We start from the raw sequence: 14,242 nt of genomic DNA on the forward strand, positions 1-14,242 counted from the left end.
TAAGTAAAAATATCCATAAAAAAACAGAATAAGTCATTGAGTTTCAATTGACTGAAAAAGAATATATTTCGTGCCTTTTAATTTCGTTAACAACGAAATACTTAACCCGCTAACAAATTAAGGAAATTAAAAACAACTCATTAATTTTAATTTAGTAAAAACATTCACTCTTTATTTTTTACTTTTGGCAGAATAAATACCTCTATCACCTTAGGAAACTATTTCCGTGTTAAGAAATAAATATTAGATAGTTTAGCAATCATTGATTTTTTAATGAAAATTATTAGTTTTTTATACTATCAAAAAACACATAACTAGTGACATTAACCAAGCGCATAAAATTAGCGGTATTTCATAACAAAAACCACCAAGAAAAGCAGTGAAATGATCTCTTAAACGACATTTTCAGGTTAAAATAGCGGTCATCCGGCTGGAGAACCTTCCTGACGATACAGTGGAGTAAGGGCGCCCTGACAGGACGCCATTGTTTGTATTACTTTAGATTATCGTTGAAGAACGAGGTCAGCGCTTTCACTGTCTGGCACGTATGATAATTCAGCAGCAAGCTATTTAGCAGGTTACCGAATATGATTAATGCTCTTGCCGATTTTCTTCATGCCAGCCACCACCCAGCGCGCGGTAGAGTGTAGATAATGCAACTTGATGCTGTGTTCGGATATCGATAAGTTGTATCTGACTACCAAACGCCCTACGTTGTGCATCAAGATAGCGCAAGTGGCCATCCACCCCACCGGCATATCTTGCTTCAGCCAGTCGCAACGACTCAAGATTGGTCTTCGTCAGGCTTTCCTGTGCCAACGCTTCCCGCCGTAAGGTATCCGTTGCATCCAATGCGTCAGACACTTCACGAAATGCCGTCTGAATGGTTTTTTCATAATCTGCCACAGCAATCTCTTTTCGCAGATTTGCTACATCCAGGTTAGCCATATTGCTTCCGCCGGAGAATAACGGCAGCGTTATCTGCGGTGAAAATGACCAAGCCTGCTGTCCGCTGCTGAAAAGATCGGATAACTCAGTACTGGCACTGCCGTACATTCCTGTTAGAGAAATACGGGGAAAAAAGGCTGCCCGCGCTGCGCCAATGCTCGCATTTCTTGATTTAAGTCGATTTTCCGCTGCTTCAATATCCGGTCGGTACGCCAACAACTGGGATGGTGTACCCAGTGCAATATTTTGCAGAATCGCCTCTTCAGCAACAGACTTCTGAGGCAGATAACGGTCAATATCATTAGTTCCAACCAGTAAACGCAGCGCGTTTTCTGATTGCCTTAGCTGCCGAGTTACCTGCTCCCTTTCAGCCCGCGCTTGCTCTACAAGCCCCAGAGCTTCCTGATAATCAAGAGCGGATGCTACACCTACAGCACGTCTTTCTGAAATGAGCCTCAGGGAGTCCTGCCGCGACTGTAATGTGCTGTTTGTAAGCTCGTAACGCTGCACCGCACCATTGCGGGTGAGATAAGCCTGCACGACCTCCGCTATCAGCGTAATTCTCGCACCGCGGGCATTGTTCTCTGTTGCAAGATACTCTTCCATCGCGGCATCTGAGAGGCTTTTAACCCGTCCAAACAAATCAAGCTCGAATGCCGCCAGACCAACGCCAGAACGCCACTCGCTTTGAACAGCCGCTTGGCCGGTTGGGGATATATCGCCAGGAACACGCTGGCGTGAACCCGATCCCTGAGCCTCAATCCCCGGCAATCGATCGGCACGTTGGATACGATATTGGGCCCGAGCAACATCCACATTTAACAGGGTCTGCCTTAAATCTCGGTTATTGGCGAGCGCCATATCGACCAAATGTCGTAACCGTTCATCCTGAATGAATGTCTTCCAGTCAGTTGTGGCAGATGAGTGCCGATCGCTTTTCCACTGTTCCGTTATCGGTGACGGTGGCGTGGTATAAGTGGGCGCCATAGAGCATCCCGCTAACAGAAGCGTAACCGCGATCAGACTGAGTTTATGAGGCGTTATCATTTTCCCACCTCTCGGGTATCTGTCTGGCTATCAGGCGGTGTCTTTTCTTTGCTTTTGTTCATCAAAGACATGACCCAGACATAGAAGACTGGCACAAACAGCACACCCAGTAAGGTCGCGCTCAACATCCCCCCCATGACACCCGTACCGATAGCACGCTGGCTGAGTGCACCCGCTCCCGTTGCAATAGCAAGCGGTACCACGCCAAGAATAAAGGCAAGCGAGGTCATCACGATAGGACGAAAACGCAAGCGTGCGGCTTCAATAGCGGACTGCCTGAAGGATTTCCCTTGTGCGTGGAGATCCTTTGCAAACTCGATGATGAGAATTGCATTTTTCGCCGCAAGCCCAATGATAGTGATCAGACCCACCTTGAAATACACGTCATTAGACATACCCGCAGCCATTACGGCCGCAACAGCACCCAACGCCCCGACAGGAACAATCAGGAGGACCGAGAACGGGATCTTCCAGCTTTCGTACAAAGCAACCAGAACCAGAAAGACCACGACAAGTGCTAAAGCTAATAGCAGCGGAGCCTGAGAACCGGCGGCTTTTTCCTGATAGGACAAACCGGTCCACTCATACCCAATTCCCGGTGATAATTGTGCAGCCAACCGCTCAATCTCTTTCATTCCCTCACCAGAGCTCATGCCGGGAACCACATCACCGGAAAGTTTGAGGCTCGGATAACCGTTGTAGCGGACTACTTGCACAGGGCCATGCTTCCACGCGATTTCGCTAAACGCCTCCAGAGGAACCAATTCCCCATTGCGGTTGAGAATATTCAGTTTACGCAGCGTTTCCGGCGTAGCCCGACTTTCAGGTGCTGCCTGGACGATAACGCGCTGCATACGCCCCTGATTTGGGAACTCATTGACTAACGCCGAACCGTAGGCGGTCGAGATAGCATTATTAATGGCATCAAAAGGAACCCCCATTGCTTCTGCTTTCTCACGATCGATACGCAGGTCAAGCTGTGGTGCATCAGCCAATCCTTCCACCATGATGTAAGCAAAAGTCGGGGATTCATACACCCTGCCCATTAGCTGTTGGCTTGCGGCAAGCAGCGCGTCACGACCAAGGCCTGCACGATCCTGAAGACGTAGCGCAAAGCCACTTGAGTTACCCATGCCTTCAATCGAAGGCGGAACGATAGAAAATAGCGTGCCGTCTTTTATGCTCTGGAAAACACCGCTGGATTGATCCGCTTCATTTTGTACAGATTCCTCACTGGAGCGTTCTGACCAGTCTTTGAGCATGACAAAGCCCATGCCGGCATTCTGCCCCATACCGGAAAAGCTGAATCCCTGAAGCGTCAGTACATCCGCAACCGCAGGACGTTCAAGAAAGTAGTTTTCCATTTCCTTGGTTGATGTCATCAGCCGCTGATATGTCGCCCCCGGAGGAAGCTGAATATCCGTCATGACATAACCCTGATCTTCTGACGGAAGAAACGCCGAGGGTAGCCGGGTATAGGCCACCGCAAGCACACCAAGAATGGCGACATACACCAACATCACTCTGCCTGAGCGTGACAGCAATGTTGATGTGGTAGAAGAGTAACGCTCCGTCAAGCTGCTGAATTTACGGTTGAACCAGCCGAATAACCCTTTTTTCTCGGCATGGTGACCTTTAGCAATAGGCTTAATCAAGGTGGCGCAAAGCGCAGGCGTCAGCGTTAGGGCAAGGAAGCCGGAGAAAAGAATCGAAATTGCCAGAGAAACAGAGAACTGACGATATATCACTCCAACAGAACCACTCATGAATGCAAGCGGCAGGAACACCGCAACGAGCACGAGGGTAATCCCCACGATCGCCCCACTGATTTGGGTCATCGCTTTGATCGTCGCCTCTTTAGGAGACAGCCCTTCTTCGGCCATGATGCGTTCGACATTTTCCACGACCACAATGGCATCATCCACCAGAATACCGATGGCTAAAACCATGCCAAACATGGTCATCATGTTGACGGAAAACCCTAACGGCAACATCACCGCCAGCGTGCCAAGCAAACAGATAGGAACAACAATCGTCGGGATAAGGGTGTAGCGAATATTTTGCAGAAACAGCAGCATGACTAGAAAGACGAGTACAACGGCTTCAAGCAGCGTCATCAGGACTTTCTTAATGGCCACTTCAACAAATTTCGATGTGTCATGAGGAACGCTATAACTGATATTCTCTGGGAAATTCATCGACAATTCAGCCAGTCGAGATTTGACGGCTTTTGCTGTCTCAAGTGCATTGGCCCCAGGAGAAAGTTGCACACCGATCCCTACCGCAGGTTCACCATTGAGCCGTGATGATAAACGATAATCCTGCCTCCCCATTTCTACTCGGCCAACATCACTCAAACGGACAGTAGATCCGTCTGCATCAGCCTTAAGCACAATGCGAGAAAATTCCTCAATAGAGGACAGCTGCCCCTGAACCAGTATGTTTGCAGAGATTTCTTGATCAGGTGGACTGGGCTGCTCTCCCAGGCTCCCACCGGATACCTGCGCGTTTTGCGCTTTGATGGCATTATCTACATCATTAATGGACAACCCATAGCTAATCAGCTTCGTCGGATCTATCCATACACGTAAAGCGCGCTCTGCGGAAAACATTTGCACACGGCCTACGCCTGTGACTCGGCGAATTTCGTTGTTAATGTTTCGCGCCGCGTAGTCAGCAAGGTTTACTTCATCAGAATTCTTATCTTTTGCTGTCAGAGCAAAGATCATCAGGAAGTTGGTACTCGCCTGTTCGACCTGTAATCCCTGTTGGGTTACCGAGGCAGGAAGACGGGATTCGACTTTTTTAATACGGTTCTGTACGTCAACCTGAGCGAGATCGGGGTTGGTACCCGGCTGAAAGGTAATGGTTATCTCTCCCGAGCCCGCACTGTTACTCTGAGATTCATAATAGAGCAGCCCTTTTGCGCCATTAAGCTCTTCCTCTATCAGGCTTGTGACACCGCTATTGATGACTTCAGCGGAAGCACCGGGATAAGTTGCCGTCACCACAATTTGTGGCGGAGCAACCGCTGGGTACTGCGAGACGGGCAACGACGAAATGGCAAGCAACCCCGCCATCGCGATGAAGATAGCCACAACCCAGGCAAAGTTGGGTCTGTGAATAAAAAAGTTAGGCATGATTTATTCCGGCACGTATGATTTTTGCGGATTAAAAAAACACTGATGGTGCGAATCGAACAAGATAACGTCCCCGCCAGTGCTAAGAAGAGACATTGCCATCCTGCTGTTTTGGCGTTTGTACTTCCTGTTGGGATGCATCAGCGGTTTTTACCGACATTCCCGGCTGAATTTTATCCACGCCACTGATAATGACCTTATCCCCAGCGCTCAGCCCTTCCGTTATCTGCCAGTCCTTACCTTCCATTACACCAGTGGTAACTTTCTGCTCAACAGTCAGACCTTCAGCATTGATGACAAAAACCTTTGCAGTTCCATCCGTTCCTCGGATTATTGCCCGCTGTGGAATGAAAATAGCCTTCTGATCAACACCCAGCTCGGTACTCACTCTCACATACATACCAGGCAGGAGCCGGTTATCCGGATTGGGGAATTCTCCACGCAGCATGATTTCGCCAGTGTTTCTGTTGACCGAAATGTCGGTGAACAGCAATTTACCCGTTGCGGTATAACCCGTTCCTTCAACATGAATGCTCACCTTCGGCGCTGAATCCTTATTCGTTGAAAGCTGCCCCTTTTCCATTGCCTCACGCAATTGCAGGACGGTATTTGCGGGCTGATTGAAATCGGCATAAACCGGATCGGTTTGCTGTATCAAAGCCATTGGCGTGGTTTCTCCCTGCCCCACCAAACTTCCTTCACTCACCAGACTTTTGCCTATCCTGCCGGAGATCGGTGCTTTGACGGTGGCATAGCTGAGATCCAGTTCAGCCGTTTTGACGTCCGCACGAGCGGACAAGCGATTAGCCTTCGCGGTCTCTAGGGCAGTATCCGCATCATCGTATTCTTGACGGCTGACAGCCTCGATTTTCACAAGCGGGGTATAGCGACGAACAAGGGATTCGGCCTGCTTTACCTGTGACTCCGACCGCGCCAAGCTTGCCTTAGCACGAGCAAGGGCAGCTTCAAACGATGCCTGTTCAATGGTGAAAAGCAGCTCCCCTTCCTTCACAACGGCTCCTTCAGTGAAGTGCCTTTTCTGAACAACCCCTGCTACGCGCGCCCTAACCTGTGCGACACGGACAGGTTCGATTCGCCCTGGCAAATCTGCCGTCATGGTTTTCACCTGCGGGATGACGGTCTGGGCTTCAACCTCTACCGATTGCGACTGCTGCTGTTCAGCTCCCGTCGTTTCATCATCACAGCCAGCCAACAGCAAACTCAAGACGAGCGCACTCATTTTTAACTTAGCCATACTACCCCCTGATCCACACTGGAACTTTTGCTTAAATTTGCGACGGAAATAATACTTTTAAGAATCAAATGAGTCAATATAGATTCATTAGACGCAAAATGGATTCTAATGAGGTGTTTTTTTTTCATTGCGGGTATGGAAAGATATGCAGCCACCCTGACGGGGCTGACAACAAGAAAAGGAGAGAAGATGTCTGAAAATATCAGTGACAAGCTGGCCGGCGCTCTGGCCCTTGCAATCGCCCGCAATCCCAGAGCAAATCTGCAACAAATAGCCAAGAAAGCGGGGATTAGCAAAGCCACTCTGTATCGTATCGCACCGACCAGAGAGGCGATCATCGTACTCTTGCTTGAACGCGCTACCCGTCACCTTGAACAGGCTCTTTTTAGCGCGGAATTAGCAAGAGCACCTTACCCTGATGCATTGATTCGGCTCACGGAGAACGTCATTGTAGGACGTGATTTTTACATGTTTTGGAATGCGGCTCAGTGGGTGCAGATGGTGGATGACAGAAAAGATGCCGTGGATGAAGCCATGCCTTCCTTTTATGGTGAAGCACTGGAAGAATTTTTCAAGAAGGGTCAAAAGGAAGGGGCGTTCCGCATTGATATGCCAGCTCGATGGCTCGCCAAAGCTTACGATTCTATGCTTTATGCTGCCGTTGATTCTGCATTACGGGGCGAAATTGCACCCGTCGATATGGCAGCGCTGGTTAATTCCATGTTTCTTAATGGGGCAAGTTCGGAGACGGAGAAGGGCTGATTGAAAAATACGGATCTCTCGATATGTAAACAACTTCGGCAAAGCGCGATTACTGGTGGGGTTAATGCTGGACTTTAACGTAGCCGATATAGCTGGAACTATTCTCTGGTGAGCTTCCGAAATTGGAGCATTTGTAACTGGCGCTGCTTTTCAAAGCATCATGCGGGAAACCAGCACTCCTCTCCATCAACGCCACGGGAACGATGTGGCTTCGTTTGGCAACGCCCAGCATGATCTGGATTGCTACTGTCTGATTAGTGCATTTGATATGCCCTGAAAATATGGCGGTCTGAGCTATCAACGCACAAGTTTAATGCCCGACCAGTATCCTGACGGACCCACTTTCTGCCTTTTCCAGCCAGCTTTCTGTAGCTCTCTGGCAACCAAAGCATTCATAAAACCATGCCCAACACTTAATACACTCCCATGTGTTTCTGCCATTTTATCCAACTCACAGGAAACGAGCTTCGCTCTTATCTTTACTGAAGAAAAAGTTTCTACTCCTCCACTACCTCCCGCCATCCAAAAAATACGAAATAAAGCAGCCCAAACAAGTGGGGCTAACTTTAGCAGGGGGATATTAAAAACTGGCAATGGCGCTTCATGCAGCTCATCAATGATGATGTCTGGCTCCAACCCAAGAGCAGCTACAGACTCAAGAGCCCGTGGCATTGGGCTAGAAACTATAAATTTCCCCTCACTAGCAGCGACTGTTGAAGCATCGGGCGAATCCAATATGCCAGCCGCATCATACTCCCCTATCCACGAGTACATATCGACCGATCTGATTGCCGTCGAACGTCTAATATCAGGCTTTCCATGTCGCAGCAAAAATAACTCCATGAAGCAGATTCTCCTGTTAAAAAAGAAACACCTATTTACCATAACATTAATTTTTCGTTGCCCAACGACCTCAGTAGCTACTGCGCCACTTACTGCAAAAGAGCGCTCTTTAAACCGCAAGATTCAGTGAGCTTCATTTGGGGCATCTCCTTTAGAACAGAATCGGAGCCGAACATAATGGTGTAACAAACTGTTTTTATTATATAATTTTTGTTATGTGAATTTCGTTTATACACATCTCACCCAATAAAATGATTTTGCGAAAAACGGTTCACCCTCTACACCTTTCATTTTTTATCTTTATTTTTAGCGAGTTAAGTGATGAACAGCGAGTGAAAAGGTAATGAGTGACTCTCACTCATGCAGGTAAGATACGCCTAGGTCGTAATTGTGGTACTCTTTGTCGCATATATATGCGGATTAAAGGTGAAAGCCCATGCGGTATGAAATGGCGGTACTCGCGGCTCTGGTACAAGAGGATTCCCCTAATACGCAATCTATCGTAGCCGCTACAGGTATCTCTGAAAGAAAAGTACAGGAAGTGTTAAACGCGCTCCAGTCAACGATGGATATCAGCATATCACGCGAAAGAAATGGCAAACGGCAAGCCTTGTCTATCTCGTCTTGGGGCGTGTTTGGTGACGGGGAACGGCTGATCGAGAAATTGAAAAATACCGATCTGTCGATATTTAAACAGCACCGGAAAATCACGACAAAAGCATTGCCAAACAAAACGCGATCCCCACATATGGTGACGCTGGAAGAAAAGCGTGATTACTACAATCAGGTGAAACTCAAAAACTATCGGGACAGTATGCGTCTTGAAGGATTTTGCGTTGAGGATACGCCGCTTCCCGCAGACAAGCAGGAAAGGGAAGCGCTGAGAAAAAGCCTGATAGCCATGTATAAAGCGAGTGGTTATGTCTGATAAATACGGCTCAGGGCAAGATCCTTATACCTACCCTAGTAGCGATGTTCTGATAAATAAGCTCGGCATCAACGATGATAGTAAATTCGACGATGCGGAGCGTCAGCTATCCGAACTGGCCGTTCTCGATATTGAATTTGAAGAACCGCCTTACGATCTACATCACTGGTGTGGGCTGCACGGAAAAATATTCGGGGATTTATTCGATTGGGCAGGAGAAATACGGCGTATCGATATTTCTAAAGGTCAAACACGTTTTTGCACCGTATCCCGTATTGAAATTGAAGCCAATAAAATTTTCACGCAACTATCCAACGATGATTTTTTACAAAGTCTTGAACGTCCGGCTCTAATAACTCAGTTAGCAGAATATTATTCAGATTTGAATGTGATCCATCCGTTTCGGGAAGGCAATGGGCGTTCTCAGCGTTTATTGTTCGAGCATATGATTATTAATTGTGGCTATGGTGTCTCTTTCGAAAATATCGGCATTCAGGAATGGTTAGCGGCTAACGTGGCGGGATACCATGGCAATACTCAGCCATTAGCCGATATTTTTGAGAAAAGCATTCTCTGAATCAGACATCAGGTTAAGTTTTTGTGCTTTACGCTATTCGCTTGGATTGATGCCCTCTAAATAGCTGTTCCAAATAGTAGATCACCAGAAGGGAACTCAGTCCGATTTAAGCGATCTGATCAATCGCTGAATATCCCAAATCACCAACCGGACTGAGTCATGCCGATCATAGCACCGATACCCGACGCCGAAAGGTGTCTGATGCAAAAAACCATCCATAAAACATGTGATAAAAACTATGCCCGCAGACTCACCGCGATGTTGATGCTTCATCGTGGGGACAAGATAAGTGACGTTGCCAAAACGCTTTGCTGCGCACGTTCATCGCTGGGGCGCTGGATTAATTGGTTCACACTTTACGGGCTGGAAGGCCTGAAATCATTACCCTCAGGTCGTGGCCGACGCTGGCCGTTTGAGCGCATTTGTGTGCTGTTGCGTCAACTGATTAAGCATTCGCCGGAAGATTTTGGTTATCAGCGTTCTCGCTGGAGTACTGAACTGTTAGCAATAAAAATCAACGAGATAACCGGGTGCCGTTCTGCTGGACTTGTCTGGCGAAGAGCGGCCCCCACGCTTCGCATTCGCGACGCGTATAAAGAAGAGAAAATGGCCCGCCAGGGAAAAACGAAAAATATTATCTGGCTGGCGCGTTGCACAGCGGCACAGGAAAAGTCAGTTACGTCGGCAGCAGCAGTAAAAACTCGGGTTATTTATCAGCTTGTTAAAACATCTAAAAAGCACGTACCGGCGAGCAAAAACGATCACGCTGATCGTTGATAACTACATCATCCATAAAAGTCGTGAAACGCTTCGTTGGCTGAAGAATAACCCAAAATTTATTGTTATTTATCAACCAATTTACTCACCGTGGGTGAACCACGTAGAACGGTTATGGCAGGCATTACACGACACAATAACTAGAAATCATAGCTGTCGTTCGATGTGGCAATTACTGAACAAAGTACGCTATTTTATGAAAACGGTAAGCCCATTTCCTGGCAGGAAGCACGGTCAGGCAAAAGTGTAGCGATATTAGGATCAGCTATTTAGTACCTGCTTACGCGCTTCAGACAGACTCCCCAATGGGTAAGCGCCGAAAAGATATCATCTTGGGTTTACCGCCGAAGCGATAGCGAAAACGCCAGTTTTTGCTGCCGCTCGGTTCAATGAGTAAAGACAGCCCTAAACCGTCACCGAGTGTATAGGGCTTTTCTTCAGGCTTCGCGCTGCGGACCTGCATATCGTTGAGTGGCATTTGTATAGGAATCCTTTATCTAACCTGTCTATACACAATCCTATACAAATTTACATCCGGATGTCACTGGACAACATTGGATACATATGGACGTAAAATCAGAAAAAATCGTTGATTTAAAATGGTTTTATTGAGTTTTTCGGAGGTGCTCGGATGAGTTAGTGGTGCGATAATAGGAGTCGAACCTACGACCTTCGCATTACGAAAATCATGAACCCCACATAAACACAATAACTTACAGTGAATTGCCGCGTTCACACACCGAAGCTCACCTGTACTTGCCTGTGCACACCAAATCCCGCCCGCGCATACCTCACCCATTGTTGTCCCACTCGCAGAGTATTGCCGCAAGCGGGTTCCGATTACTTAGTGATACGGAGTTACCTTGCGGCAATTTTTTGCCCCATACATGCCCCAGAATTTCAATAAGCCCGTGCTTCTAGTGGAACCCCCCCTCCATTAATGAGATAATTCTTAAAAACCAATATATGGCGTTCAGTCATGAACAAATCATTAGCAGCAACAATAATTGCATTTGCATTCTTTTTTTTGGGTTTTATTAGTCACAAATACCAAATAACTGAGCCAATTGTGATATTTGTCAAATCATCATTGAATATAGAATACAAAAATCCGAGCGAATATCACATTAACGACAGAATGACCTTCTTCCGCGAGTTTAACCCATCTGGCGATATTGCATTTGTTGGGGATAGCCTCACTGAGGGCGCGAACTGGGGCCAGATCTTCCCGGCCTCTCGAATAGCTAATTTTGGTATCGGTGGGAACACGCTTAAAAATATTGTCGGAATGACTGATTTGATAGTAAAGTCAGGGGCGAGAAAGGCATTTGTGATGGCGGGAGTTAATGACCTGTCAATGATGAAGTATTCAGTAGAAAGCGCAGTTGATAATTACAAAAAATTAATTAATTCTCTTGTTAATAATGACATTTCTGTATTTTTGCAATCAACAATAAAAACAAGAGACTCAATAATAAACAAAAAAATTGAAGTCCTTAATATATCAATGAAGGAATTTTGTGAGAGTGAAGGTAAATGCACGTGGTTTGATGTTAACGAAACAATGACATCAGATGGTCTTCTATCATCTGATTACACAACTGATGGAACTCACTTAAATGGCGCTGGATACAGAGCATGGTCAAGCGTCATTGCGACTAAACTGAATTAGAAAGCTCCTAATAGGATAATGCCGATCAGTTAAGGATCAGTTGATCGATCCAGTGGCTGTGTAAGAGTCCGTAGTCTTCATGGAAGATTATGGATTTTTTATGCAACTATCTCAGGCTCTCAACGTTATTTCCCAGTATGACACCCTGCGTAATCCCCTCTCCACCCTAGCTGAGGTCCTCGACCCCGAACTTGTCGCGCGCTGCCTTGAAGAAACTGGGACCGTTACGCTGCGTAAACGCAGACTCACTACCGACATGATGGTCTGGTGCCTTATTGGTATGGCGCTTGAAAGAAAAGAACCACTACATCAGATAGTTAACCGACTGGATATCCTCCTCCCCGGTAACCGTCCCTTCGTCGCACCCAGCGTAGTGGTACAGGCGCGACAGCGTCTGGGTAGTGAGGCTGTCAGGCTTGTTTTTGAACAGACTGCTGACCTCTGGAACCGGCAAACAAACCATCCCCACGGGTGCGGGCTGACCCTGCTGGCTGTCGATGGTGTCATCTGGCGCACGCATGATACGCCTGAGAACGATGCCGCGTTCATGCGGACGGTCAACTCGTCGAAGGCATCACTTTATCCGCAGGTGAAGATGGTCTGTCAGATGGAACTGACCAGCCATCTGGTCACCGCTGCAGCAATGGGGACAATCAGCGATAACGAAATGACACTGGCAGAAGAGCTGATTGACCGGGATTATTACTCCGTGGGACTACTGGATGCCTGGTGTCAGGCGGGAGAAAGCCGGCACTGGATGATAGCAGCACGGAAAGATCTTCAGTATGAGGTGGTGAGAAAGCTGGGTAAAGGTGACGCGCTGATAAGCCTGAAAACGACACCGCAGGCGCGGAAAAAATGGCCACATCTGACTGAAAAAATAGCAGTACAGATGACTGAACGTGAAATCAAAGGAAAAACAATCTGCCTCCTGACCTCAATGATGGATCCAATGCGCTGGCCGGGTAAAGAAATAACCGATCTGTACAGCTACCGGTGGGAAATAGAGCTGGGCTACCGGGAAATAAAACAGGGACTTCAGGACAGCAGGCTGACGCTGAGAAGTAAAAAACCAGACCTGGTGCGACAGGAACTGTGGGGCGTACTGCTGGCATATAATATAGTTTGTTATCAGATTATTAAGATGGCGGCGACGCTAAAAGTAATGTGGACAAATCAACTGAGCCCCAGGGAGTCGACGGCATGGATAATGAAGCTACTCTGGACGCTGGAAGGGGCATCACCGGGCAGGATCCCGGAGTTGGTCAAAGATGTGGCGAGCATAGTGCAGATGGTGAAGCTTCCGCCGTGCAGAGAAAGAGCCCTCCCCGAATAGTGAAGGAAAGGCCCCAAAAGTATGCAACGGCACGGAGAAAAATGCCAGCCAAGCTTAACTGACTGGCATTACCTAACTATAGGGGCTTTTTATTTGCACTAAACAATACCGCATGTCGCGTGCTGAAAAAACAATTAGGTCATCACCACCGCTGAGTTTTCGTGTACCGAGAAAACTGCACTAAACCTGACGGCACCGAATCCCCATCGGTTCGCAAGATGAGAACAGACAGCAACAAGGCATGGAGCGCTAAAGCGTTCGGGCATTAGCAATTTCTGATTCCATGACTTGAGGCATACATGGGCGAGTTGGCTGGTTCAGTCTGGCGTTTCTCTTTTGGCACTGAAGGAGTTGGGGGATGGGAAACGCTGGAAATGGTTCAGCGTTATGCGCATTTATCATCCGGACATCTAAGTGAGCATGCCAGTAAAATTGACGCGATTTTAGAACGCAATGGCACAAATATGGCACAAAAGGAAAACATGTTTTATATGAAAGCAAGGTAAGTCATTGAAAACTATGGTGCCGATAATAGGAGTCGAACCTACGACCTTCGCATTACGAATGCGCTGCTCTACCAACTGAGCTATATCGGCTTTGGGACCGTCGTGGCGAGAGCCAGACGTGAACTACGGGGTGACAAACTAGTGATAATGGTACAGCAAGTCAAGCGTTTGGCGATCGTCTGCTGGTTTTATCATCATCCACCCTGTGCTGATAATTTTCAGTGCTAATAACGTCATACGCTATATCTTTTCGGCTTAACAGATGCACATACAGAACCCATGGCCTAAATCTCCATTCTCTTCGGGAGAAGTACCAAAAAGATAATACCTGATTATGTGAAAACTATGCTTTCTGTGGAGATAAATATTAAGTTTTATATACAGCGTGATATTTACAATAAAAATATCTTTTTACCCTTCGACTATAACCGCAACACATAACAATACCCAC

Annotated in this window: 8 protein-coding genes, 1 tRNA gene and 4 pseudogenes; 7 read left to right on the forward strand and 6 right to left on the reverse strand. The window is 47.2% G+C overall.

The window, feature by feature from the left end:
* Nucleotides 1-591: 591 nt before the first annotated feature.
* The 3 genes from DCX48_08175 to DCX48_08185 all read right to left on the reverse strand — a co-directional run bounded on the left by DCX48_08175 (nucleotide 592) and on the right by DCX48_08185 (nucleotide 6,390).
* Nucleotides 592-1,995, reverse strand: a complete 1,404-nt coding sequence (locus DCX48_08175) for an efflux transporter outer membrane subunit (protein ID QXE14479.1) — start codon at nucleotides 1,993-1,995, stop codon at nucleotides 592-594.
* Entirely contained in the window at nucleotides 1,992-5,135 is a 3,144-nt protein-coding gene (locus tag DCX48_08180; GenBank protein ID QXE14480.1) for a multidrug efflux RND transporter permease subunit, read from the reverse strand. Before DCX48_08180 ends, DCX48_08175 begins: the two co-directional genes overlap by 4 nt.
* An 82-nt stretch (nucleotides 5,136-5,217) precedes the next feature.
* Nucleotides 5,218-6,390, reverse strand: coding sequence for an efflux RND transporter periplasmic adaptor subunit (locus DCX48_08185; protein QXE14481.1), 1,173 nt, complete (start codon nucleotides 6,388-6,390; stop codon nucleotides 5,218-5,220).
* A 189-nt stretch (nucleotides 6,391-6,579) separates the two neighbouring features.
* Here DCX48_08185 and DCX48_08190 point away from each other — a divergent pair, with 189 nt between their 5' ends.
* Nucleotides 6,580-7,152 carry a TetR/AcrR family transcriptional regulator gene (locus DCX48_08190; protein ID QXE14482.1) on the forward strand — a complete coding sequence of 191 codons (573 nt, stop codon included), beginning with the start codon at nucleotides 6,580-6,582 and terminating at the stop codon, nucleotides 7,150-7,152.
* A gap of 297 nt (nucleotides 7,153-7,449) precedes the next feature.
* Here the strand turns inward: DCX48_08190 and DCX48_08195 are convergent, their stop codons facing one another.
* A complete protein-coding gene (locus tag DCX48_08195; protein ID QXE14483.1) occupies nucleotides 7,450-7,995 on the reverse strand; it encodes a histidine phosphatase family protein in 546 nt (181 codons plus the stop codon).
* 436 nt (nucleotides 7,996-8,431) lie between these two features.
* Here DCX48_08195 and DCX48_08200 point away from each other — a divergent pair, with 436 nt between their 5' ends.
* From DCX48_08200 to DCX48_08210, 3 genes and pseudogenes are all read left to right on the forward strand, one after another.
* Nucleotides 8,432-8,923, forward strand: coding sequence for a hypothetical protein (locus DCX48_08200; GenBank protein QXE14484.1), 492 nt, complete (start codon nucleotides 8,432-8,434; stop codon nucleotides 8,921-8,923).
* Entirely contained in the window at nucleotides 8,916-9,500 is a 585-nt protein-coding gene (locus DCX48_08205; protein ID QXE14485.1) for a putative adenosine monophosphate-protein transferase Fic, read from the forward strand. The genes DCX48_08200 and DCX48_08205 overlap by 8 nt, the downstream gene beginning before the upstream one ends.
* A gap of 159 nt (nucleotides 9,501-9,659) precedes the next feature.
* Nucleotides 9,660-10,527, forward strand: a pseudogene (locus DCX48_08210) (IS630 family transposase).
* Nucleotides 10,528-10,559: 32 nt separating this feature from the next.
* Here the strand turns inward: DCX48_08210 and DCX48_08215 are convergent.
* Nucleotides 10,560-10,755, reverse strand: a pseudogene (locus DCX48_08215) (DUF4102 domain-containing protein).
* Nucleotides 10,756-11,256: 501 nt separating this feature from the next.
* Between DCX48_08215 and DCX48_08220 the strand changes: the two are divergent.
* The 3 genes and pseudogenes from DCX48_08220 to DCX48_08230 all read left to right on the forward strand — a co-directional run bounded on the left by DCX48_08220 (nucleotide 11,257) and on the right by DCX48_08230 (nucleotide 13,791).
* Nucleotides 11,257-11,949, forward strand: coding sequence for a hypothetical protein (locus tag DCX48_08220; GenBank protein ID QXE14486.1), 693 nt, complete (start codon nucleotides 11,257-11,259; stop codon nucleotides 11,947-11,949).
* Nucleotides 11,950-12,049: 100 nt separating this feature from the next.
* Nucleotides 12,050-13,347, forward strand: a pseudogene (locus tag DCX48_08225) (IS4 family transposase).
* Nucleotides 13,348-13,791, forward strand: a pseudogene (locus DCX48_08230) (hypothetical protein).
* Nucleotides 13,792-13,805: 14 nt separating this feature from the next.
* Here DCX48_08230 and DCX48_08235 read toward each other — a convergent pair.
* Nucleotides 13,806-13,881: transfer RNA gene (locus tag DCX48_08235), tRNA-Thr, on the reverse strand.
* Nucleotides 13,882-14,242: the final 361 nt, after the last annotated feature.

This window comes from Pectobacterium atrosepticum (assembly GCA_019056595.1).
Lineage (GTDB): Bacteria > Pseudomonadota > Gammaproteobacteria > Enterobacterales > Enterobacteriaceae > Pectobacterium > Pectobacterium atrosepticum.